Origin of the sequence: Pseudomonas sp. PICF6 (genome assembly GCF_009831705.1) — a bacterium.
Taxonomy (GTDB): Bacteria; Pseudomonadota; Gammaproteobacteria; order Pseudomonadales; family Pseudomonadaceae; genus Aquipseudomonas; species Aquipseudomonas rhizophila.
On record NZ_WUUD01000035.1, the window covers coordinates 242,774 to 265,781 of the forward strand.

24 protein-coding genes are annotated in these 23,008 nt (G+C 60.5%); 19 read left to right on the top strand and 5 right to left on the bottom strand.

All coding sequences use genetic code 11. The features are described 5' to 3' along the window. The 12 genes from GSM73_RS25695 (at nt 1) to GSM73_RS25750 (ending at nt 11,314) form a co-directional block, all read left to right on the top strand. Nucleotides 1–450, top strand: a complete 450-nt coding sequence (locus GSM73_RS25695; RefSeq protein ID WP_160894229.1) for a hypothetical protein — start codon at nt 1–3, stop codon at nt 448–450. Nucleotides 451–454: 4 nt separating this feature from the next. Next, nucleotides 455–1,237, top strand: a complete 783-nt coding sequence (gene sctJ, locus GSM73_RS25700; RefSeq protein WP_047229699.1) for a type III secretion system inner membrane ring lipoprotein SctJ — start codon at nt 455–457, stop codon at nt 1,235–1,237. Then, nucleotides 1,234–1,872 (top strand): type III secretion protein, encoded by a 639-nt coding sequence (locus tag GSM73_RS25705; RefSeq protein ID WP_160894231.1) that lies wholly within the window; start codon nt 1,234–1,236, stop codon nt 1,870–1,872. The genes sctJ and GSM73_RS25705 overlap by 4 nt, the downstream gene beginning before the upstream one ends. Further along, entirely contained in the window at nt 1,869–2,462 is a 594-nt protein-coding gene (gene sctL, locus GSM73_RS25710; RefSeq protein ID WP_160894233.1) for a type III secretion system stator protein SctL, read from the top strand. The genes GSM73_RS25705 and sctL overlap by 4 nt, the downstream gene beginning before the upstream one ends. Beyond that, nucleotides 2,459–3,781 carry a FliI/YscN family ATPase gene (locus GSM73_RS25715; RefSeq protein WP_047229696.1) on the top strand — a complete coding sequence of 441 codons (1,323 nt, stop codon included), beginning with the start codon at nt 2,459–2,461 and terminating at the stop codon, nt 3,779–3,781. Before sctL ends, GSM73_RS25715 begins: the two co-directional genes overlap by 4 nt. A 16-nt stretch (nt 3,782–3,797) precedes the next feature. Continuing rightward, nucleotides 3,798–4,274 (top strand): hypothetical protein, encoded by a 477-nt coding sequence (locus GSM73_RS25720; protein ID WP_107322709.1) that lies wholly within the window; start codon nt 3,798–3,800, stop codon nt 4,272–4,274. After that, nucleotides 4,271–5,329 carry a type III secretion system cytoplasmic ring protein SctQ gene (gene sctQ / locus GSM73_RS25725; RefSeq protein WP_052915348.1) on the top strand — a complete coding sequence of 353 codons (1,059 nt, stop codon included), beginning with the start codon at nt 4,271–4,273 and terminating at the stop codon, nt 5,327–5,329. Before GSM73_RS25720 ends, sctQ begins: the two co-directional genes overlap by 4 nt. After that, nucleotides 5,326–5,985, top strand: coding sequence for a type III secretion system export apparatus subunit SctR (sctR, locus tag GSM73_RS25730; RefSeq protein ID WP_047229694.1), 660 nt, complete (start codon nt 5,326–5,328; stop codon nt 5,983–5,985). Before sctQ ends, sctR begins: the two co-directional genes overlap by 4 nt. Beyond that, nucleotides 5,985–6,254, top strand: a complete 270-nt coding sequence (gene sctS, locus GSM73_RS25735; RefSeq protein ID WP_047229693.1) for a type III secretion system export apparatus subunit SctS — start codon at nt 5,985–5,987, stop codon at nt 6,252–6,254. Before sctR ends, sctS begins: the two co-directional genes overlap by 1 nt. A 5-nt stretch (nt 6,255–6,259) precedes the next feature. After that, nucleotides 6,260–7,072 carry a type III secretion system export apparatus subunit SctT gene (sctT, locus tag GSM73_RS25740; protein ID WP_047229722.1) on the top strand — a complete coding sequence of 271 codons (813 nt, stop codon included), beginning with the start codon at nt 6,260–6,262 and terminating at the stop codon, nt 7,070–7,072. 25 nt (nt 7,073–7,097) lie between these two features. Next, nucleotides 7,098–8,144 carry an EscU/YscU/HrcU family type III secretion system export apparatus switch protein gene (locus tag GSM73_RS25745; protein WP_076384085.1) on the top strand — a complete coding sequence of 349 codons (1,047 nt, stop codon included), beginning with the start codon at nt 7,098–7,100 and terminating at the stop codon, nt 8,142–8,144. Nucleotides 8,145–8,359: 215 nt separating this feature from the next. Continuing rightward, complete coding sequence (locus tag GSM73_RS25750) at nt 8,360–11,314, top strand: type III effector HrpK domain-containing protein (RefSeq protein ID WP_160894235.1); 2,955 nt, start codon at nt 8,360–8,362, stop codon at nt 11,312–11,314. Here the strand turns inward: GSM73_RS25750 and GSM73_RS28325 are convergent. Beyond that, nucleotides 11,230–11,865, bottom strand: coding sequence for an alpha/beta fold hydrolase (locus GSM73_RS28325; protein ID WP_160894237.1), 636 nt, complete (start codon nt 11,863–11,865; stop codon nt 11,230–11,232). The two genes, GSM73_RS25750 and GSM73_RS28325, sit on opposite strands and share 85 nt — an antisense overlap. An 88-nt stretch (nt 11,866–11,953) precedes the next feature. On the opposite strand from GSM73_RS28325, the gene GSM73_RS25760 reads away from it, so the two are divergent. Then, on the top strand, nt 11,954–13,393 hold the full coding sequence (locus tag GSM73_RS25760; protein ID WP_160894239.1) for an HD domain-containing phosphohydrolase: 1,440 nt from the start codon (nt 11,954–11,956) through the stop codon (nt 13,391–13,393). Between the two features lie 21 nt (nt 13,394–13,414). On the opposite strand, the gene GSM73_RS25765 is transcribed toward GSM73_RS25760, so the two are convergent. Beyond that, nucleotides 13,415–14,332, bottom strand: coding sequence for a LysR family transcriptional regulator (locus GSM73_RS25765; RefSeq protein WP_160894241.1), 918 nt, complete (start codon nt 14,330–14,332; stop codon nt 13,415–13,417). 106 nt (nt 14,333–14,438) lie between these two features. On the opposite strand from GSM73_RS25765, the gene GSM73_RS25770 reads away from it, so the two are divergent. Together GSM73_RS25770 and GSM73_RS25775 are read left to right on the top strand one after the other, a co-directional pair. Next, nucleotides 14,439–14,771 (top strand): nuclear transport factor 2 family protein, encoded by a 333-nt coding sequence (locus tag GSM73_RS25770; protein ID WP_047229689.1) that lies wholly within the window; start codon nt 14,439–14,441, stop codon nt 14,769–14,771. Then, nucleotides 14,765–15,541, top strand: coding sequence for an SDR family oxidoreductase (locus tag GSM73_RS25775; protein ID WP_160894243.1), 777 nt, complete (start codon nt 14,765–14,767; stop codon nt 15,539–15,541). The genes GSM73_RS25770 and GSM73_RS25775 overlap by 7 nt, the downstream gene beginning before the upstream one ends. 81 nt (nt 15,542–15,622) lie before the next feature. Here GSM73_RS25775 and GSM73_RS25780 read toward each other — a convergent pair whose 3' ends face one another. Beyond that, the gene (locus GSM73_RS25780; protein WP_160894245.1) at nt 15,623–16,666 is read right to left on the bottom strand and encodes a LacI family DNA-binding transcriptional regulator; all 1,044 of its coding nucleotides are present in this window, start codon (nt 16,664–16,666) and stop codon (nt 15,623–15,625) included. Nucleotides 16,667–16,828: 162 nt separating this feature from the next. Here GSM73_RS25780 and GSM73_RS25785 point away from each other — a divergent pair, with 162 nt between their 5' ends. Genes GSM73_RS25785 through GSM73_RS25800 form a run of 4 tightly spaced genes read left to right on the top strand, consistent with a single transcriptional unit; the run spans nt 16,829 to nt 20,393 of the window. Beyond that, nucleotides 16,829–17,917 carry a fatty acid desaturase family protein gene (locus tag GSM73_RS25785; protein WP_160894247.1) on the top strand — a complete coding sequence of 363 codons (1,089 nt, stop codon included), beginning with the start codon at nt 16,829–16,831 and terminating at the stop codon, nt 17,915–17,917. Nucleotides 17,918–17,953: 36 nt separating this feature from the next. Then, nucleotides 17,954–18,274, top strand: a complete 321-nt coding sequence (locus GSM73_RS25790; RefSeq protein WP_047229685.1) for a MocE family 2Fe-2S type ferredoxin — start codon at nt 17,954–17,956, stop codon at nt 18,272–18,274. Between the two features lie 18 nt (nt 18,275–18,292). Then, a complete protein-coding gene (locus GSM73_RS25795) occupies nt 18,293–19,525 on the top strand; it encodes an NAD(P)/FAD-dependent oxidoreductase (protein WP_160894249.1) in 1,233 nt (410 codons plus the stop codon). 1 nt (nt 19,526) lies between these two features. After that, nucleotides 19,527–20,393, top strand: coding sequence for a sugar phosphate isomerase/epimerase (locus GSM73_RS25800; RefSeq protein ID WP_160894251.1), 867 nt, complete (start codon nt 19,527–19,529; stop codon nt 20,391–20,393). Here the strand turns inward: GSM73_RS25800 and GSM73_RS25805 are convergent. Both GSM73_RS25805 and GSM73_RS25810 read right to left on the bottom strand, forming a co-directional pair. Beyond that, a complete protein-coding gene (locus GSM73_RS25805; RefSeq protein WP_160894253.1) occupies nt 20,376–22,067 on the bottom strand; it encodes a thiamine pyrophosphate-binding protein in 1,692 nt (563 codons plus the stop codon). The genes GSM73_RS25800 and GSM73_RS25805 overlap by 18 nt on opposite strands. A gap of 29 nt (nt 22,068–22,096) precedes the next feature. Continuing rightward, nucleotides 22,097–22,849 (bottom strand): hypothetical protein, encoded by a 753-nt coding sequence (locus tag GSM73_RS25810; protein WP_178129684.1) that lies wholly within the window; start codon nt 22,847–22,849, stop codon nt 22,097–22,099. Between the last annotated feature and the right edge of the window lie 159 nt (nt 22,850–23,008).

Consider the following 23,008-nt stretch of genomic DNA (forward strand, 5'->3'; position numbering starts at 1 on the left):
ATGACTGTAAGTCTCGGAACAACAGCCACGGCGGCGCTGCCGCCGTCAGGAGGGCAGGTCGATTTGCAGGCCTCCCAGAACTTGTTCGAACACATGACAAACAGCGCCAAGGGCATGCCTGCCGGCGCCAGTCCGCACCAGATTGGCGAAGGCTTGATGGAGCGCCTGAACGGTTTCATCGACCGTTCGCAAAACTTCGCCAAGCGTGCCGATGCGCTGACCAATGGGCCGACGGCTGGCAACGCTGTGGCTCCTCCCGGCACGCAATCGCTCGCCTCACTTCCTGAGGGGGCGGCGGGCGAGTCGGGGAAAAAGGTCGGCGATCAGCAGGTCGAGCAGATCGTCCAATCGTTGGGCCGCATGTTCGATTACTCCATTGAAACTCAGATGGTCGTTCGTGGCGCGACGCAGATTTCCGGCGCAGCCAACACGCTCTTGAAAGGTCAATAAAGCCATGTTCCGCCGTTGCCATGCCGTGCGCCTGATGATTGTCCTCGCCTTTGCCTGCATGCTGCAGGGCTGCGATATCGACCTGTACACCAACCTCAGCGAGCGTGAGGCCAATGCCATGGTTGCAGTGCTGCTGCGTGAGGGTGTGCCGGCCTCGCGCAAGGTCCAGGAAAACGGCCAACTCACCGTGGTGGTGGACGAAAAACGCTTTGCCGAGGCCATGAGCCTGCTCGACGAAGCTGGCTTGCCGGGCCAAACCTTTTCCAACATGGGCGCCGTGTTCAAGAGTGGTGGCCTGGTGTCTTCTCCCGTGCAGGAAAGGGCTCAGATGGTCTACGCGCTCAGTGAAGAACTCTCGCACAGCGTCTCGCTGATCGACGGTGTGGTTTCTGCCCGGGTACATGTGGTGCTGCCCGACAATGACCTGCTCAAACGGGTGATTTCCCCGTCGTCGGCTTCAGTGCTGGTGCGCTACGACCCCAATACCGACATCAACCCCCTGATCCCGCAGATCAAAACCCTGGTGGCCAACGGCATCTCCGGCTTGAGCTACGAAGGGGTGTCGGTCACGGTAATCAAGGCCGCCACCGGCAGCGGCCGGGCCAACGCACAGCCGCGCCTGGCCAGCTTCCTGGGCATATGGATGCTCGAAGACAACCTGCCCCGTGCCCGGATGCTGTTCGGCGTCCTGCTGCTGGCCGCGCTGTCGATGGTCGGTGTGTTGGGCTGGCAGTACTGGCAACGACGCGCCTCCCGCGCCTTGTATGAGCTGGAGGACGTGAAATGAGTGCCGCCGCTTTGCCGCAGTGGCAAAACCTGCTTGAGCAGCCGCTGGATTTCGTCGGCACGCAGCCTCTTGCGGCGTGCTTCCCCGAGACCTCCGGCAGTGCGCTAAGCGCATTGCGCAAACAGCCGCGCTTCCAGGCGCGATTGATACGCTTGTTGCTCAGCCGTCATGAGCTGCAGGCTCCCGGTAGCCTGCCACTGCCCGATGTCGACGATCTACCGGTTCTGATGCTGCCTCCCGAGGCCTTCAAGCGCCTGCCGCGTCTGTGTGGCGCGATTTTGCATAGCACCACCCTGAGTCGCGAGATCCGTGGCGATGTGGTCAACCAGTTGCGCGATTTGCTGGGCAGTGATGTGTTTGCCCTGGCCCTGGCAAACCGTGCCCTGGGCAGCGGTGCCGACTTGCTGCGTCAGCCGGCCGAACTGCTTGAAGTCATCGACCATGATGGCGCCCGCTGCATCTCCGCTTGGCTGAGCGCCCAGCCAGCGCCACTTCGGCCCTGGCTGCGCCTGCGTTTTGCCGAGCTGCCAGTTGAGAGCGGACCGGTAAGTGCCACACCTGTGGCCAATGCTTTGGCCATCGTGCGCAGCGCCGCCTCGAACCTTCCACAGCTTGAGGAGCAGGGGACCCGATGAGCGAGTTTCCGACCCGTCCTGCCGCCCGTATTCTGCGTGCCGAACAGGCAGACCTGTGGATAGACGGCTACGCCTTCCTGCAGGCTGCCCGTGACGAGGCTGAGGCCATCAGGCAAGACAGTGAGCAGTGGCTGCAACAAGCCCATGCCGAAGGCTTTGAAAGCGGGCGCCGAGAGGGTGCCGAACAGGTCAGCGCACTGCTGGGCGAAACGTCGTTGAGAATCGATGCCTGGCTGGCCGGGCTGGAAACGTCCCTGGCCGATCTGGCGCTGGGCATTGTGCGCGAAATACTCGATGACATGGACGATGCCGAGCGCGTGATGCGTTGCGCCCGCAAGGCATTGGGGGCGTTCCGCCAGGATCAGGCCCTGACCCTGTTCGTCTCCCGTCAGGACGCCGAAGCGGTGCGTCAGCAACTCAAACTGCAAGAGGACGGCTTGCCGACGATTGCCGTGGAACCGGACGATCGGTTGCAAGGTGGTCAGGCACGGCTGAGCAGTCCGGTGGGTTCAGTGGAGCTGGGGCTTGAAGCCCAGTTGCTCAACCTGCGCCGCAACCTGCTGCCGTTTGCCGACGAGGCACAGCCATGATCACGATCCCCCACGACCTGCTGCCGCGCCTGACCGAACGTCTGGCCAATGCCCGACCGCGCCCCATGAAGGGCACCATCCGCAGTATCCGCGGAGTGCTGCTGCGCGCTAGCGTCGCCGGTGTGCACATCGGTGAACTGTGCCAGTTGCGCGAACCCGGCAGCGGCCGCAGCCTGGCTGCCGAAGTCATTGGTTTTGAAGATGACGAAGCGATCCTTTCGCCCATCGGTTCGATGGACGGCCTGTCGACCCGCACCGAAATCATCGCCACCGGCGAGACCCTGGGGGTAAGCGTCGGCGATGCGCAGCTGGGCCGGGTGATCAGCCCCATGGGCGAATTTCTCGATGGCAGCCCGCCGCTGGGCGTGTTGCAGCGTTACCCCTTGCATGCCGAGCCTCCAGCGCCGTTCAGCCGCCAACTGATTGCCCACCCGATGTCCTTGGGGGTGCGCAGCATCGACGGCCTGCTGACCTTGGCCCAGGGCCAGCGCATGGGCATCTTCGGTGAACCGGGGGTGGGTAAGTCTTCGCTGCTGGCGAGCATCGTGCGCAATACCAGTGCCGATGTCATCGTGATCGCCCTGATCGGTGAGCGCGGCCGTGAAGTGCGCGAGCTGCTCGATGTGCAGTTGGGCGCCGAGGCCCGGGCGCGTACCGTGGCCGTGGTCGCCACCTCCGACCGTCCGGCTGCCGAGCGGGTACGCGCCGCCTTTGTTGCCACTGCGCTGGCCGAATATCACCGCGACCAGGGCCGCAACGTGCTGCTGTTGATGGATAGCCTGACCCGCTTTGCCCGGGCCCAGCGTGAAATCGGCCTGGCGGTGGGCGAGCCGCCAACCCGTCGCGGTTACCCACCCTCCTTTTTCTCCGCCTTGCCGCGCCTGCTTGAACGCGCCGGCCCCGGCGAGACCGGCAGCATCACCGGGTTGTATACCGTGCTCACAGAAGGCGATGCCTCGATGGACCCGGTGGCTGAAGAAACCCGCTCAATCCTCGACGGGCACATCGTGCTCAGCGCCGAACTTGCGCAACGCAACTTTTTCCCGGCGGTGGATGTGCTGCAAAGCCGTAGCCGGTTGATGGACCAGGTGTGTGGCGACGAGCAACGCCACCTGGCCATGCGCATGCGCGAGCTGATGGCGCGGCGCAACGAGATCGAAATGCTCATCCGGGTCGGCGAATACGCCGCCGGGAGCGACCCACTGGCCGACGAGGCGATTGAGCGGCATGACGCCATTGAAGCGTTCTTGCGCCAAGGGGCCAACGAGCCAAGCAACCCCAACGAAACCCTGCAACACATGCGCAGGGTGATGGCATGACAACCATGGAGGTCTTATGAAAACCAGTGACATGCGTAGCCTTCAAGCGTTGCGCAAGTTGCGTGAGCAACGTGCGTCCAGCCAACTGGTCGCTCAGCAGCGACGCTGCCGGCAGACCAACGTGGCGCTGGATGACGCCAAGGAAAACCTGCGCCTGCATCGTGAGGCCCTGGCCCGTGAAGCCGAGCGCATCTACGGCTCGATCAGCGAAGGCATGTCGATCAGCGACTGGCGTATGGCCCAGGAGCATCTGGAGGAGCTGTACGAGGGCGGGCAGCGAAAGCTGGAAGTGAGCGTCAGTGAAGTGGCGCGCACCCTGGAAATCCACGAGCACGAGCGCGAAGTGTTTCGGGTTGCCCATGTGGCTCGACAGCGCCAGGCGCAAGCCTGCGACACCTTGCTCGAAGGCCGCGAGCGCGTCGAGCGCCTTGTCGACGAACACCGTTTGGAGGCCGACGAAATTCCTCGCGCTGCTATCGGAGGCCGTGCGTGAGCTGTCACCAGGACCCACTCTGGACACCCTTTGCCGAACAATTGACGCCTGTCGACCCCCAATGGGTGGACCTGCACAATCGCCTGCATCGTAGCCGCGAAACCTGGAAGGGAGAATGCGCAGGCCAGGTGATTGGCGTGCGCTGGGGCTCCGTTGCCGAACCTGACGTCACGGCAGTTGAGCTGTTGCTGGGGCTGGGCGAGGAGGGCGACGCGTCGGCCATCAGGCTGCACCTGCCAGCGCAGGCGCTGCACGCCCTGGGTGTGCCCGTTGCCCTGGACTTTCAAACCTTGCCTGGCGCGATGCTGCTGGAGCTGGCCCTGCTGAGTCTGATCGAACCGTTGGAGCGCCTGACCGGGCAATCGATGCGTTTCATTGACCACGCCGACCCGGTTCACGCCGCCCTGGCCGCGCAACCTTGCCCGTTGCGCCTGGTCACCCAAGTCCAGCTCGACGGCTCGTCCATGCTCGTTGTGCTGCACTTGAGTGCCAACGCTGGCGAGCAGGTCGCGCAGTGGCTCGATCGGTATGCACCGCCGGCTCCCCATGCGCTAACAGACCTGCTCCTGTGGCTGGCGGTCGAGGCCGGCGAAGCCGAGCTGAGTGTCGGCGAGCTGCGCAGCCTCAATCCGGGCGATGTGGTGATGCTCGATCCTTGGCCCATGGGCCAGGTGCGGCTGGTGGTGAACCATCGTCTGCACGCCCGGGCCGGCCAGGACGGCACCAGGCTGACACTGCTTGAAACACCGATGAGCATCAATCTTTCCAAGGAATTTTCTGTGAACGAAGCACCCACCATGAGTGAAACCGCTGACGGGCGAAACCTGGATTCGCGCTTGGACGAACTGCCACTGAAAATGGTTTGCCAGGCCGGCAGTGTCGAGTTGACCCTGGCGCAGCTGCGCGAACTGGGGGAGGGCAGCCTGCTGTCGTTCACCGAGCAACGCCAGGACAGCGTCGACCTGATGATAAACGGGCGTCGCGTCGGCCAGGGGCAATTGGTCAGGATCGGTCCAGGCCTGGGCGTGCGCGTGTTGAGCATCGCCGCGTCATGAATGGCTACCAGCCCAACCTGATTGAAATCATTGTGGTCGTCGCCACCATCGGTCTTATTCCGCTGGCAGTGGTGACCCTGACCGGTTTCATGAAAATCTCCGTGGTGCTGTTCCTGATTCGCAACGCCCTGGGCGTGCAACAGACACCGCCCAACATGGTGCTGTACGGCATCGCCCTGATCCTGTCGGTCTACGTCACCACGCCGTTGCTGGGCGACATGTACCGGCAGGTGCAGGGCCGTGATCTCAACATCGAGAGCATCGAGCAACTTACTGCCTTCGGGGACGCACTGAGGCCGCCATTGCAGGCGCACCTTTCGCGTTTCGCCAACGAAAGCGAGCGTGGTTTTTTCATCCAGGCCACGGAGACCATCTGGTCTCCTGAAGCCCGGGCCGATCTGCGCGACGATGACTTGGTGGTGCTGGTGCCGGCGTTCGTCAGCTCCGAACTGACCCGGGCGTTCGAAATCGGTTTTCTGCTGTACGTTCCCTTTCTGGTGGTGGATTTGCTGGTGGCGAACGTATTGATGGCCATGGGCATGTCCATGGTTTCACCTACGCTGATTTCCATACCGCTGAAGCTCTTTCTGTTCGTCGCCTTGAGCGGCTGGTCGCGCTTGATGCATGGCCTGATTCTTAGCTATGGGGGCACCTGATGGGCCAGGATGTATTTCTTTCGTTGATGAATCAGGCGCTGATGACGGTGCTGCTGTTGTCCGCCCCGGCACTGGCTGTTGCGATCATCGTCGGCCTGGGAGTGGGGTTGCTGCAGGCACTCACCCAGATCCAGGACCAGACCCTGCCGCAGGCGGTCAAACTGGTGGCGGTGCTGCTGACGATCGTGTTCGTGGGGCCGCTGCTGGCGAGCCAGGTGGTGGAACTGGGTAACCAGGTGCTGGACAACTTCCCGTTGTGGACGCGCTGAATGGCATGAATATCGAGCTTGCCAACCAGTTCATCGAAGTCGCCTATCCGGTCATCAGCTCGGCGGCACTGTCCGCCAGCCGCGCCATGGGCGTGGTGGTGATTACCCCAGCCTTCAACCGCCTGGGCCTGACCGGCATGATCCGCAGTTGCGTCGCGGTGTCCATTGCCATCCCCATGTTTGTTCCGGTGTATGGCGCTTTCACTGCACTGCCAGAACATGGTGGGTTCTTCCTGGCCGGCCTACTGATCAAGGAATTCCTGATCGGTATCCTCATCGGACTGCTGTTCGGCATCCCGTTCTGGGCGGCGGAAGTGGCCGGCGAGTTGGTCGATCTGCAACGCGGTTCGACCATGGCCCAGTTGGTGGATCCCTTGTCATCGGGCGAGTCCAGTGTTATGGCCACCTTGCTGACGGTGATGTTGATCGCCCTGTTCTTCATGTCCAGCGGCTTCATCATGATGGTCGACGGCTATTACCACAGCTACCTGTTATGGCCGGTGACCGAGTTCACACCGTTGTTTGCCAGTTCGGCGTTGATGGCGGTGTTGCGGATTCTCGACCAGGTGACCCGCATCGGCGTGATCATGGTCGGGCCGCTGATCATCTGCATGCTGGTCACTGACCTGATGCTCGCTTACCTGTCGCGCATGGCGCCCAACCTGCACATTTTCGATCTGTCGCTGCCGGTGAAAAATATGTTCTTCACTGTATTGATGGTGGTCTACATCAGCTTCCTGATTCCGGTGATGATCGAGCAACTCGGCGAATTCCGCGGTACGGTGGAGCTCCTGAAGACGCTGGCCGATTCGGTATGACTTCCCTGTTTCGGGCGAAGCGTCCATGAGCGATAGCAGCGAAGAGAAATCACAGCCGGCCACCAGCAAGAAGCTCAGCGAGGCGCGCAAGAAAGGCCAGGTGTCCAAGAGTCAGGACCTGGTCTCCGGCATGGTCATCCTGTTTTGCACGCTCTGTATCTCGATCATGGTGCCCAAGGCCCAGGCACAGATCACCGCGTTGCTGGACCTGATCGCGCTGATCTACATCGAACCTTTTCACACCGTCTGGCCACGGGTGCTGGACATCGCCGGGCAGTTGCTCATCAACCTCACCCTGCCGGTGGTGGCCGTGACGGTGGGGGCGGTGATCCTGACCAACATCATCAGCATGCGCGGCGTGGTGTTCTCGGTCGAACCCCTCAAACCGGACATCAAACGTATCAATCCGATCGATGGCTTCAAGCGCATTTTTTCGATGCGCAGTTTCGTTGAATTCCTCAAGGGCGTGATCAAGGTCGTACTGCTGGGGCTGGCGTTCTACGTGATCGGGCGTGGGGCGTTGCAGGCGCTGATGGAGTCGTCGCGCTGCGGCGCCGGCTGCATCGAATCAACTTTCTACCTGGTACTCAAGCCTCTGGTGTTCACCGTGCTGGCTGCCTTTCTGCTGGTCGGGGCGGCAGACGTGATGATGCAGCGCTGGCTGTTCGGCCGTGACATGAAAATGACCCGCAGCGAACAGAAGCGTGAGCGCAAGGACAGTGACGGCGATCCGGTGATCAAACAGGAACGCCAGCGTCAACGTCGGGAAATGCAAGCCCTGGCCACCAAGCTGGGCGTGGGGCGTGCATCGTTGATGGTCGGCTCCGACCCTGGTTGGGTGGTGGGTATACGTTATGTACGCGGCGAAACTCCGGTACCGGTGGTGGTGTGCAAGGCCGAGCGCGAGGACGCGGCGCAGTTGCTTGCGCAGGCCCGGGGCCTGGGGATTGCCCATAGCCTCGATACCGTCCTGGCCAAGGACATCGCCCGACGGGCAGTGCCGGGGGACCCTGTGCCGGATAACACCTTCCAGGCAGTGGCGGATATCCTGGTGGCCGCTCGGTTGATTTGAGCGTACCTGCTGGTGAGTGCCTCACAAATGGACGGAGCGAGTTTGAAAGTCCCTGTAAACCGGCATGACGTTTGGTCGTCCAACTGCTCTCCCGATCCATCGGGTCTTTTGCGCGTTTAAGGTTGCGATTCGAGCCGAGTCATTCCCCTGCAATGTTCAATGGTCAAAGTTGATTCCTCTAGCGCTATCGGCGCCATTGTCAGGAGGACGTCCCCTTGCGAATCGACAGCAATGCCCGCCCCACAGATAGCCAATCCCCTGATTTTGAAGCGGGTCAGCGCTTTGAGAAAATGCTTGGCGCGGCCCGCATGCAAATCAGCGATAAAAAGCCTGACCCACGCGGTGCGGCAGACAAAGAAGTTTTGCCGTCCCTGCCTGAGAGCGTGCTCTTGGCGTTGCGAGAAGCGGGCGGCGCCATCGCAGAAACGCTGAAGCAGTCAGATGGACGTACGTTACGCAACGACGAAACCGTACCGCTCCAGGATCTCGAGATTTTCATGGGGTGGTGGGTGGATGGCGAGGTGACGGCGTACTCCGCGCGGGACAAAGAGGGCAATGAATTCACCATCAGCAAAGAGGCGACGCCTGATTACTTCGCCAAGGTTGATGCGTTGCAAAAAGGTAACGACGAAGGCTTTTTGTTGCGCGCAGATGGCGCGCTTCTATCAGCAGAAGCACTGGCGAGCGCAGAAATTTTGCCCCCGGATGAACACACTGGTTTTATCCGCCTGACGATCAATGGCGAAAAGATCCATGTCTCGAAGGACGTGACGCCCGACCTCTACAACCAGGTGGTCTGGAAACAGGAAGGCTACCAGAGCAAGTTTTACGAGCAGAACAGCGAGATCATCGACACGATCCGTGATCGATGGGATGACTGGAACGCCTCCGACAGCATTGTCAGTGACAAGGATTTGAGGAAGTACGCTGCCGATGAAAATCGAAGCGCAGAAGATCGCGAGGCGGCGCAGTTCCTGCTCGATAACAAAGGATTTTTTGACCTGCTTGATACCAAGGCACACAACAACAAGGCTGACGGCAAAATCAGCAGCAACGACCTGAATGCATGGCTACGACCTGTTGCTGTCAAAGCCGAAGACATCGGTGCCTATAACGACTTTCTGAAAGCCTCCCCGAATGCTGACGCAACCTCTCTAGAGCTTGCGAAGCATTCGGCGCTGCTGCTGGAGAACTTTGACGAGATCAGCGATCGGACCGATAGCGGTAAACACCTGTCGCGCGAGGCCTTGCAGAAGTACCTGGATGAAAACCCGAACATCAGCGATGACTTGAAGCAAGCCCTGACTTTTTGGTCGCAGACGGGGGCGTTCGAAACGCTTGAAACCAGTGGGAAACCATTGGAGAGCAAACCCGATGGTAAGCTCGACAAGCGCGACATCCAGAATTGGTTGAAGGCCTCCAGCCCCAAAACCGCTGGAGACGCTCTGCTGTTCATCAACCAGGTAGCGAATGCCAGTGGGGTCTCCGGCATTGATACCGGTGACCTGGGCAAGGACGTCTTTGAAAACCCTGGCAACTATTCCGCCGAACAGCGGGCTGCGGTGTTACAGGATCTGCTCAAGGCGCGACAGTTGATCATCGACGGTGCGGCTGCCGGTCTGTGGAGTGATGACTACGGTAAGGTGTCCATCGCCAACGCTGTGCGCAGCCATCCAGATCCCAACAAGCTGCTTGCCGATGTCAACAGCCACATTGAGCAGCTACAAAGTGATCCCGAGGTGGTCAAGTTTCTTAATGAAACCACCTCGACGCAGATGGCCAATCTATTTGAGGCAGTTCCTGGGTTAAAGGACTCGGTGCAAAAAAACTACGATGACATCAAGTCCGGTGCAGCTCTTGATGCGCTATGGGAAAAGCATACGAAAGACGGCAGCACCGACCAACAGGCGGTGCTGGCCGAATACTTCTCGACGGCAACGCTTTATCAGGAAGCGCTCGGCATCAATGATCGGGCAGAAATTCAGAAGGGGCTCGCTGCCTCTCAGCATGCCCAGGCGTTCCAGGATCATTACGAGCAGTCGCTTGCTTCCGGGACGCGACTGGAAGAACTGATGAAAACGGGCACCTTCGAAGAAGCGGTCGGCACCTTCTCCGCGGAGGTCGCGCTCTACAACGCGGCGCTGGATCCCAGCGTCACCGCAGGTTTAGACCCGCAGTTGAACGACAATTTCAGCCGGATCGGGCGCGACAACGCCATGAAAGACGGCACTTTCGAGGATGTCAAGCAAGCCCTGGGTATCAATGGCGGTGACGAGCTTGACGAGGCAAAAGTCAGGACGATGGCCGAGACGCTTATCCAGTCCAATCCAGAACTCGTGACCAATCCGGATGGCACCGTCGCAACGGCCGATCAGATCGTCGCGGGTGTCCGTTCGAATTGGGACATCCTGCGCCAAGGCACAAAGTCGCTTGCGGAATTGAAGTCGTCCTGGCTCAACCCCGACCTCAAGAACTTGTCTGACAAAGGGGGACTGCATGGCGTTAGCGGCATCTTCATGGCTGGCGTGACGATCGCCAAAGGCGCTCAGAATGGCGCAAACCTGACCGAACGAAACATCATAGACATCACCACCGGATCGGTCATGACGACGACCCTGCTCACCGAGGGTGGTGCCAAGAACCTGAAAAGCTACCTGAAAAACAAAGGAAACATTGATCTTGATCCGAAAATCAGAGCCTTTTTCGACGACCCCATAAAATCTCTCACTGGCACTGCCGACAAGTTTGAAAGCGGTGCCAAGGGTATTGGTGGTTTGGCCGGCATGGTTGCGGGTGCGTACGGAATCTTTGATGGCGTTCAGTCGATTCGCAAGGGCGACCCCGTCAGTGGTGGTATCAGCATCACTTCAGGCGCACTGGCGTCATTGTCAGGCCTGGCATCAGCAATTGAGGGCGGCGCAGGCCTTTTTGGCCATCTGGCAGTCAGGGCGGCGATGGCCCCGCTGGCTGGAATCCTAGGCACCGTGGCGGCAGGCGTCGGCGCGGTTGCCCTGTTGCTTCCGGGCCTTATTGCGGAGGGCAAACGGCAGACTCAGCAAGACCACTTCGGCGACCTGCTTGGCGACTATCTGACACAGTACGAAATCGATGGCGTGGAGGGCGGTGATTTCAGTGACGTTCCCGACGAGGACTGGCCGCAAACCGATTGAGGGCTGTGCTGGCTTGCGGTAATTCGCAGCATGATCGAGGCATCAGCGATGCGCAGTTTATCGATGCCATATAGGCGCAGTTGATGGTCGACCACCGATATCGTGTCTCGGCCCATTTTCGCGGAGCAGGACTGGTGCCAGGGGGGCGTGGGCGCGCCTTTACCTTGTTCGCCGCTGGTTTGCCCGGCCTCTGGCGCGAAGGCGGCGACATACACCAGCGCGCTGACCTTCGGATCGCTACCGGCCTCGGTAATCACGGTGCCCCCCCAAGAGTGCCCGACTAGAACCACCTTGCCCTGCTGGTTGTTCAAGGCGCGGCGCGTCGCGGCAACATCGTCGGCAAGCGAGGTGAGCGGGTTTTGCACAACCGTAACGGCCACCCCCTGGGCTTGGAGCAGTGGCACCACTTTGGCCCAATCGGAGCCGTCGGCGAACGTGCCGTGTACGATCACCACGGAGGGCGTTGTATCCTGCGCGTGACTGGCGCTTGCGGTGAAGGTACCGGCCAGGGCAAAAGCGACGGTAGCGATTTTCGATTTGATTGTTTTCATTGGATGAGCTCCTGTTCGGGAGTTCAAATTCCGCTGACCGGCCTGCGATGTGGGCATCGGTCAATTAGCCGACCCCGGGACATTTTTCATGGATAGTGAGTTGCAACTGGATATCTCCCTGGGTGGGGCACTGGCGACGATCGCCCAGGTCGGTGACCTCAGCATGGGACAACCTCTCGGTCATTCCCGGCGCGTTGCCGCACTGGCGCGGATGCTTGCGCAGGCCCAGCACGGCGACGGTGAGCACCTGAGGGTAGCGGAACAGGTTGCCTTGCTGCGCTGGTCCGGTTGCACCGCCAATGCCGAAGGCTTTGCGGATCTGCTGGGCGACGACGTCGATGGCCGCCGCGCGATGCTCGATTTGACGCTGGGCAATGAGCAAATGAACGCGGTGCATCAGGCAACCCCGCTTGCCGTTGTGCACTGTGAGGTGTCTGGAGCCATTGCCAAAACCCTCCAGCTCGGTGCCACCGTCGAGGCGGGGTTGTGTCGCGTGTTCGAAACCTACGACGGCACGGGCCGGCCGCTGGGTCTGACCCATGAGCACATTCCGGAGGTCGCCTATCAGGTAGTACTTGCAGGCGATCTGGATATTCTCAGTCGTGCACACGGCCTGGATGCGGCGCTACGCTGGATCAGAGAACAGTCGGATCGGCGCTATCCCGCGTCGCTGGTATCGTTGCTTCTGGACAACGCAAAGGACTGGCTGGCGGATCTGGAAACGCTGTGGAAAACCGTTGACCACGGGCATGAGCAGCGTTGCGTCTCACTGACGTTGGTGGGAGACATAATCGACTTGAAGCTGCCGTGGTTGGCAGGGCATTCGCGGCAGGTCGCGCATGTCGCCGTGGAAGCTGCACGCCTGTGGGGGCTGCGTGAACCGACTTTGACAGACATTGGCAAGTCCGCGCTCATCTACGGTCTCGGCCGGGCAGCCGTTTCGAACCACCTGTGGAATACCGCAGGAACGCTGCCATACAGCGCTGCGGAGCGGGTGCGCCTTGTCCCTTACTGGACGCAACAGGCGCTTAGACCTATCACTGAACTGGCTGTGCCCGCAGAGATTGCAGCCCATGCCTATGAACGGCTCAACGGCAGTGGCTATTTTCGAGGCGTGGCGGGTGATGCGCTGAGTGCCGAGCATCGCCTGTTCGCCACATCGGTAGCCTGGGTCGCGCTAAGGGAAGCCAGGCCATGGCGATCGGCTTACGGCGAAGCGGATGCAGCCAGGCTGCTCAAACAGGATGCTGGCAATGGCTTGTTCGACAACGATGTTTGCGAAGCAGTCATTGCCGCCGCAGGTGGCGAGCGGCGGATGCGGCAACCGAAGGCTTCGTTACTCACGTCTCGCGAGTGCCGCATCCTGCTGGAGATCAGCCGTGGCGCCAGCAACAAGGAGGTGGCGCGGCTGCTGGACATCAGTCCGAGCACGGTTCGCACGCATATGGAAAGCATCTTTCGCAAACTGGAATGCTCGACCCGGGCAGCCGCTACCTTGAAGGGGCTGACACTGGGGTTGATTGCCTGAGCCAGGTCGGGTTGGCTTGAATCAGGCGAGCCCGTCCTGACCGGCTTGACTGGCGCGTGCCAGGTCGATGAATGCCTTGGCTGCCGCGCTGGGGTTGCGGCGGTTCGGGTAGTACAGGCACAGCTTGTCTCTGGGCGGTGTCCAGTCTTCGAGAGTCCGCACGAACTGTCCGGTGCGGATTTCGTTGTGAACGTCCTGCTCCATGAAAAAACCGAGCCCCATGCCTTCCTGCACCACCACCTTGACCACGCTGGATTCATCCAGCGTAAGCGGCCCGTTCACATCGAGGCGAGTCACTTCCCCGTCCCGCTCGAAATGCCACGGGAAAATCGCTCCATTCGGTAGTCGAACGCGGATGCAGCGATGCTGGAGCAGCTCGGATGGCGTTCGCGGTTTACCGTGTTTTTCGAAGTACGCCGGCGAACCGACCACCGCGTACCGTTGCGGAGGGCCGAGCGGGACGACAATCACGTCGTTCGGAACGAGGCTTGCTGAGCGCACGCCGAAATCGAAGCCGTCAGCCACGATATCCACCAGACGGCCTTCGGTGACGAGGTCGATGTGTACTTTTGGATGCTGCTGCAGGAACTCCATCACCAGTGGCAGGAGCGCCGATCGGGCAGCGCTGGCGAACGCATTGATACGCAGCGTACCCGAGGGCCCGGCGTTATGCGATCGCACTGCATCGAGTGCAGCACGCAGATCCTGCAAGGCTGGCCCCACCTGCTCCAGAAATATCCTGCCGGCTTCGGTGATGGCCACGCTACGGGTCGTGCGATTGAACAGCCGCGATTCGAGGCGGGTTTCCAGTTGCGCGATGGTGTTGCTCAGCGCGGTGGTGGAGACGTCGAGATCGATAGCGGCTTGCCGAAACGAGCCCCTGCGTGCGACCGCTATAACAGCGTCCAGCTCACTGAGGCCTAAACGATCTTGTGGCATGGATTGTCCTGAATTTCGGGATCGGTCATAAAGGTTTGTCCCAGTTGAACAAACTATCCGTCAGGCAGCAAGATCGCTCCAGGACATTCATCCAGGAGATCGGCAAATGACCCTTCAGCTTCCCGACGTCGTGCAGACGTACTTTGCAATCAGCAATGGTGGCGATACAGCGCAACTTGCGAGCTGCTTCCGCTCTGACGCCACGGTTTGCGATGAAAGAAAAACGTACGAAGGAACGGCTGCCATCGAAGCCTGGCAACAGGAGGCACGCACAGCCTTCATCTATCAGGTCCAACCACTGCAAGCCCTGCAAGGGCAGGGCGAGCTGACGGTCATTGCGCGCCTTGTTGGGAATTTTCCCGGTAGCCCGGTTCAACTGAGTTACCTCTTCACACTGGAAGACGGTCTAATCCGTTCCCTGGAGATCACGCCATGCTGAATCTAGGTTTGACTGGCAAGCGGGTCCTCGTCACCGGTGGCACCAAAGGCATCGGCAAGGCTGTCGTCGAGTTGTTACTGGCCGAGGGTGCGAAGGTCATTACCTCGGCCAGGCAGGTGGACGTGGAAATGCCGGGCGCTCTTCTGATTGCGGCTGATCTTTCGACCCGGGAAGGTTGTGATGTACTGATCGCCGCGATCCAACAGCGGCTGGGTGGCGTGGACATCATGATCCACGTCCTGGGTGGTTCGTCGGCACCCGGCGGCGGTTTTGCTGCGCTGGACGAGGAACAGTGGCAACGAGAGCTCAACCTGAACCTGTTGCCGGCGGTGCGCCTCGATCGCGCCTTGCTCCCGGGTATGCTGGAGCGCAGGGAAGGGGTCGTCATCCACGTCACCTCCATCCAGAGTCGGCTGCCACTGCCGGAGGCTACAACAGCTTACGCGGCGGCCAAGGCCGCGCTTTCGACGTACAGCAAAAGTTTATCGAAAGAGGTTTCGCCCAGAGGCGTCCGCGTGGTTCGGGTTTCGCCGGGCTGGGTTGAAACCGAAGCGTCGGTCGCATTGGGCGAGCGACTCGCGCAGGAGGCAGGTACTGACTACCAAGGTGGCAAAGAGATCATCATGAAAGCACTTGGGGGTATCCCGCTCGGCCGCCCATCGACGCCTTGCGAAGTTGCTGACCTGATCGGTTTCCTGGCTTCGCCGCGAGCGGCATCTATCACGGGAAGTGAGTTTGTGATCGACGGCGGAACAGTACCAACGGTTTAGCCCGGAGGTAGATCCGACAGGCATAAGCAGGAAGGCCGTGCCATCAAAGACCGAGCAGGTTGTACCGCCAGCCCATCAGCTTTAGGTATTTTCCGATGTCACAATCTGCAGCGGAATATGCACCCGGTGACGCACAGGATCGAACTGCTGCGCAGTCTGCAATTCCACCATCAGATTCACCAGCGCCGTTGCGGTCTGGCGCGGCTGAGAGTCGATCACCACGTCGACCAAACCCTGGGTCAGGGCTTGGCGTGACAGCTCGGTGGACTCCTGCAAAATGCAGCACAGCGTCGGGCGCTTGGGCAGTTGCGCCAATGCGTTGATGATCCCGTCGCCACCGCCGCCTACCACGCACAACCCGCGCAAATCGTTATGCCGAACCAGCAGATCAAGGGTTGCTTCTTCGGTGATGTCGCAGTTATCCAGATTGATCAGCGGCTCCAGCGGACGCAACCCAGGTGCGTGTTCGGCCAAGTAACTGTGCAAGCCTTCGACCCGCTCCTGGTGGCCAAGAAAGCGATGGCCACCGAGCAGAATGCCGATGCTGCCTTTGCGCGCGCCACAGGTGCGGGCCAGCAGCCACCCCATCGTGCGGCCGACTACTTGATTGTCCTGGCCGACATAGGGCTCGGCCGCCGCCTCATGAATGCCCGACAGCAGTGCCACCACGGGCACTCCGGCCCCGCGAATCTGGGCAAGGGCGGCGTTGATCAGCGGGTGGGCGAAGCTGACCACCGCCAGGCCGTCGCATTGCACTGCCAACTGTTCGATCTGGGCAATGATGGCGCTGGGGGTGCGATCAAAAACGTATTCGAATTGGCAGGTCAGGTTGGCTCCGGCCTGGCGCTGCGCGGCCTCAGTGATGGCTTGGGCCAGGTTGGCGTAGAACGCCTGGGCGGTGCCCAGCAGCAGGATGCCGAAACGGTACGTGGGGCGACGTTCGAGAATGCGTTGGCCGATCAGCCGCGCGGCAAAATAACCCACGGCTTCGGCGGCCTGAAGCACCTGTTCGGCAGTGGCTGGATTAACCGGGGCGCGAGCGTTGAGCACGCGGTCGACGGTGGCGACACTTAAGCCTGCGTGTTCGGCGACCGTGGCGATGGTGGGGCGTTTATTGTTATTCATGATGAACCTTCAAAGCGTCTTGATAGAAAACTATCAAGCCCCGCACGAGCTGGATGATAGCTTGATAGGGAATGTATTCAAGCCCTTGAGGGGGTCTTCCACGCTCTCTATATTTTCTTACGCAAAGCACCTGACATCTCACGCTTGCGGAGAACAATAACAATGTCTCAAGACAACACCGCCTCTACTCGGGACTATCGCCTGACCGGCCCTGAAGCCGCACGCGCGGCTGAAAAAGGCCTTGTATCGGCCAGTTGGTACCAGTCGCCCATCTCCCGTCAACGCATGAAGCAACTGATGCAGCGTCGCGACGGTCCGGCCTTGCTCGACACCACCATCTGGCTGCTGGCCCTGCTGACCACCGGCTTCGGCGGCTACTGGTTCTGGGGCACTTGGGCTTGTGTGCCGTTTTTTCTAGCGTATGGCGTTCTGTACGCCACCGCCTCCAACCCGCGCTGGCATGAAACCGGCCACGGCACAGCTTTCAAGACTCGCTGGATGAATGATGCGCTCTACCAGGTGGCGAGCTTCATGTGCATGTTCGAGCCCCATGTGTGGCGCTGGAGCCATGCCCGGCACCATACCGACACCATCGTCGTCGGCCGCGATCCGGAAATCGTCGAACCGCGTCCACCGAGCTTGTTCATGATGCTGCTGAGCCTGTTCCAGATCCCGTTGCTGCTGAAGACGATGGGGGGCGTGTGTCGGCACGCGGTTGGCAAAATGGATGCCCAGGAACAGACGTTCATTCCTGAGTCCGAATGGCCCAAGGTGTTCCTGGCGGCCCGTATCTGGCTCGTGATTTACGCGGTTATCTTTGGCGCGGCGCTTTACCTGCACAGCTGGTTGCCGCTGATGTATATCGGCCTGCCCATCCTGTATGGCGGCTGGTTGTCCTACCTGTTTGGCCTCACCCAACATGTAGGCCTGGCGGAAGACGTGCTGGACCACCGCAGCAACTGCCGCACCATCTATATGAACCGGGTACTGCGCTTTCTGTACATGAACATGAATTATCACCTTGAGCACCACATGTACCCGATGGTGCCGTACCACGCCCTGGCGCAACTCCATGAAGAGATCCGCCACGACTGCCCGCCGCCTTACGCCAACATAGGTGAGGCCTTCAAGGAAATCATTCCGACCCTCTTGAAGCAGCGCAAGGACCCGACGTATTTCGTGCGACGCCCCGTCGGTAGCTCAAGGCCTGCCACCGAAGCTCATCCACAGGCTGAAGCCACCCTGGGCTGACACCTTCCGGCTGTACCCCGAACAAGAGAAAACGCCATGAACGATCAATGGATCGATGTATGCGCCGTGGGCGAAATCAATGAAGAAGATGTCATTCGCTTCGACCACGGTCCGCATACCTATGCCATCTACCGCTCTGCTGATAACGAGTTTTTTGCCACTGCTGGCCTGTGTACTCACGAGTCGATCCACCTGGCTGACGGCCTGGTGATGGACCACGTCATCGAGTGCCCCAAGCACAACGGGCGCTTTGACTATCGCACCGGCAAAGCCTTGGGGGCGCCAGTGTGCGTCAACCTCAAGACCTTTCCGGTACGGGTCGACGCGGGGCGGGTTCTGCTCGCCATTTCAGCTTGACCGCCAGGAGTGCACGCCATGAATGCTCCACTGATTATCGTCGGCGCCGGCCATGCCGGTGGCCGCGCGGCGCTGACCTTGCGCGAGCAGGGTTATACCGGTCGGTTGATCCTGATCGGCGATGAACTCCATTTGCCGTACGAGCGTCCTCCGCTGTCCAAGGGCTTGCTGCAGGGCACGATGGACCTGGACGATTGCAGCCTGTGGAGGGATAGCCGGCTCACTGAACTGAACATCGAACACCTGGCGGGCAACCCGGTAAAAAGCCTGGATCCGCAGCACCACCGCCTGCAATTGACCGACAGACGTTGGTTGCCCTACAGCCGATTACTGTTGGCGACCGGGGGCAGAGCGCGTCGCTTGTCCCTGGTGCCTGAACCTCTGGCCAACGTGCTTTACCTGCGCACCCATGACGAAGCCCTGGCCCTGCGCAGCGCATTGATACCCGGCACGCGCCTGGTGATCATCGGCGGTGGCTTTATCGGCCTCGAAGTCGCGGCAACGGCCCGAACCTTAGGCTGTCAGGTGACGTTGCTGGAAGCCGGGCCACGACTGGCCGGGCGAGTATTGCCTGAAGCTGTGTCCCAGGCCTTGTTGGAATTGCATCGGCAACAGGGCGTAGACGTGCGGCTGAACGTAGCGCTTGAAAGGGTACAAGGCATCGAACGCGCTGAGGCGGTGCAACTGGTGGACGGCCAGGTGCTGCCCTGTGACTGGGTGGTAGTCGGTATCGGCATGCAACCCAACATCGAATTGGCCGCGGCCGCGGGGCTTGAGGTGGGCCAGGGGATTCGAGTCGATGCCCAGTTGCGCACCAGCGCGCCAGACATCTTTGCTGCCGGCGATGTGTGTGAGTTTCGCCTGCACGCCGACGCGTTATTCCAGCGCCAGGAAACCTGGCGCAATGCCGAGACCCAGGGCCGTCACGCGGCATTGAATCTGTTGGGTGGCGAGCTGCCGTTCGAGGGGGTTCCCGGCTTCTGGTCTGATCAGTACGACTGGGGCTTACAGACGGTGGGCGTGATCCCACCGACGCCACCTTCGGCTGTTCGCACCTTGGCAGGCGGTGGTCTGCTGCTGTTCTACCTGGACACCGAGCAACGTTTGCAAGGCGCCTGCGGCTGGGGGCAGGGCAACAGCGTTGCCAAGGACATCAAGTTGTGTGAACGGCTGATTGCCAACCTGACTCCACTCTCTGTGGACGCATTGGCCGACGCCGATGTCTCGCTCAAACATCTGCTAAGGCCCTGACATGCGTGAATTCCTGGTATTTCAGTCCCTGTGGGCCATGCAAGATCACCGTGGTCAATGCGATCTTTGCCTGGAGGCGCAGGTGGAGAAGATTGCCGCTGCTGGCTTCGATGGGGTCACCGACCATTTCTGGATCGCGCCACAGGCCGAACGTCTGCATGCCGCTGCCAAGGCGCAAGGCCTGCAAATCGAAGGTCAACTGTTTCCCCGCACCGTGAATGACTTGGCGCAAGCACTTGAGGTTGCCTCCCGTTACGGCTGCCACCACCTCACGCTGCAAGCCGACGTCCGGCCGCGCACGCTGGCACAAGCGATCACTCTGATCGAAGGCTGGCAGCGTCTGGCCGAGCAGGTGGACTTTCCGATCCTGCTGGAAACCCACCGCTATCGTCTCACCAGTGACCTGTTGTTCACCCTCGACTTGCTCGCGCAGATGCCCGACCTCAAGTTGTTGGCTGACTTGTCCCATTACGTCGTGGGCCGCGAATTGCCTGAGCCGGCCGCGGCCGAAGACGACGAACAGATTCACACCATCCTACGACACAGTTGGGGTTTTCACGGGCGAGTCGCTAATAGTGAGCAGGTCCAGGTGCCCTTGACCTTTGCCCAGCATCGCCCCTGGTTGGATCGGTTTCTGGGCTGGTGGCGCTACGGAATCAAGGATTGGCTCGCGCGACCGAACACACCCACGAGCCTGTCCTTCACCTGTGAACTTGGCCCGCCACCCTATGCGATCACAGGGAGTGATGGGCGCGACATAACGGATCGCTGGAGCGAGGCGCTGCTGCTGAAGGAACTGATGCGGGGTGTTTGGGATGAGTGTCAGCAGGGACCAGGTGCGCCCATTCCTTCAGGGCATGATCGGTAGTTCAATGAGATTCGGGCAGCCTGAGCGAATACCTTCTTCGACAGCTCCTGCAATATCGCCGGCGCGCTCGATCCTGCGGGAAGGGATCCCCATGGAAGAGGCGAGGGCCAGGAAATCGATCGCCGGGTCGCAGAGGTCCATGCCGATGAACCTGTGAGTGCTTGCACTCAGATAGTGCGCCTGGCTACGAGCGTAACTCTTCAAAATATTGTATTCGCCGTTGTTCATGACAACGAACGTGATCGGCAGCCGTTCATGCGCCGCCGTCCAGAGTGCTTGCGGTGAGTACATTGCCGAGCCATCACCGACCAGACAGACTACCGGGCTGCGGTCCAGGCCAAGCGACGTACCGACAGCCGCCGGCATGCCCCAGCCCAGGATGGCGCTGCGGGTAAAAAGATACTGGCGGGCCGAATGGGAGTCCAGGCAGGCACGGACATGAGGAATCGTGGCAGGTGCTTCGTCGACGATCCAGACGTCCGGCCCGATTGCCCGGATAGCCTCGTGGGCAGCTACGAAAGGCGTTGTCACCGGCGTGTTGAATTCGCGACTGACGCGAGCGACGACGTCGGCACGACGTGTATCGCGTTCTTGGCCTGCGACGTTTCGCAGCGTTGCGATTGCCTCGCTGTGTGGGACCAATTTCTTGTCCAGTATCGGCAACAGCGTTTGCAAGGAGAGTCTTAAATCTCCGATCAGCCCTAGCGCTGTCTCGTGGACTCTGCCTAATTGGTGTCCATCGCCGGTCAATTGGATAAGGCGACAGTGAGAGGGAATAGCGGGGCCCTGGGAATATTGATAGCTGATCAACGAATGGCCGCCGAGCAGGAAGACTGCGTCGAAGTCAGAGAGCGTCTCTCTGATATCGGAAGCCTTCGCAGGCAGCGTTCCCCGCCACTGCGGATGAGCCGTCGGAAACGGAATATGCCCGGGCCAGGATGGCCCGTAGACCGGCGCGCCGAGTGCTTCGGCGAGCTTCACGGCTTCAACTTCCGCGCTCGACTGGAACACTTCCTCTCCAACGATAATCGCCAGACAACCGGGGGTAATTGCCGCTAAGGCAGCGGCCAATTCCTCAATCGCCCCGGTCACGGCACCGCGCTCGATTCGCGATGGCGGGCCGGCCGTTACATCCGTGTGTTGCTCCATCACGTTTATCGGCAGGGAAAGGAAAACCGGGCCGGCCGGCCCCGTGCGACAGTCCTGAAACGCACGACGCAGCAGCATCGGGATGTGTTCGGGATGATGAATTTCTTCCGCCCATTTGACGCTCGGTCGGGCGAGAGCGACGAGGTCTCCGTGGAGCAGCGGGTCGGTCACGCCATGTCGCGTGTCTTGTTGGCCCGCCGTGACGACAAGCGGCGTATTCGCCATCTTCGCGTTGAGAATTGCGCCCATTGCATTGCCGAGTCCACCGGCCGTATGGAGGTTGACGAAGCCGGGGCGACCGGATGCCTGCGCATAACCGTCGGCCATCGCTACGACTGAGGCCTCTTGGAGGCCGAGGATGTATTGGATGTCTGAGGCGCCTGAGAGGGCGTCGAGCAAAGGCAGTTCGGTTGTTCCCGGATTGCCGAAGACGTAACGTACCCCCTCGCTGCGAAGCACTTCTACGAACAGGTCCGCGCCGCGTTGCCCGCGGCTGTTGAAAAAAACATTGGATCCTGAAGGCATGGCGCAGAACCTCATCTGATCTGGAAGCTTTAATTTAGCTGGCTTGCTGTGGCGACGGTTAGCTGGCTCCGGACCGAACCGTTACCCGTGGCCTTCAAAATCGCATTGCACAAGGCCCGGGCGACAGGTGCGTAACTGGTCTGGCTGGGCTGGCCGGCTTCGGGAGCCCCGGTGGGATTGATCAGGTGCACCGCGATCTGTCCTGGCAGCCATGAGACGAGTGGCCAACGGGTGCGATAGGCAGGTTTAGGCCGGGTATCTCCGAGGGTCGGCTCAAAATCGCAGGATGTCACGAACGCTATCCCTATCAGGCAAGCGCCTTCGAGCTGCGAGCGCACGCGACCAGGATTTTTCAAGAAACCCAAGTCCGCGACAACGACCGCGTCATGAATGATCAAGCGGCCTTCGTCGCTCACTTCGATATCGAGAACAACCGCCATGCAGGTCTGCGCGTCATAGTGGGCAGCGATGCCTTGCGCCCGACCATGTCTTGGGGGCTTGCCCCAATGAGCTTTCTTTGCCGCTTCGGTTATAACGCTCCGCATTCGATGGCCGTCGACGCTTGATGAGTGCCGAGTGCCATCGTTCACCGTCGATGCCGGATCAATCAGCGAAAGCAGATAGTCCCTGTGATCCAGCTTGCAGGTTCGCACCTGCGCGGCCATGAATCGCTGTTCGGCGAACAGGCGGAGCAACAGGCCTTTTCTGTCCAGATTGCTGTCGAGCGTCGATTGCCAAGTAAATGGATCAAGAGCACTAGCGTGCGCATCAGGATGGCTCATTGCGTTTCTCCTTCCGGCGGATGGCAAGAGGTCCAGCTAAAGCGATGTGTCCTTGGTGCCTGTAACGCTGGCACCGTAGGGCAGTCATTGGGGGTACTTTAGGGGCAAGGATCTGACGTCAGAGTGACCGGAGGCTGACAGGAACATGTCAGGCGTTGG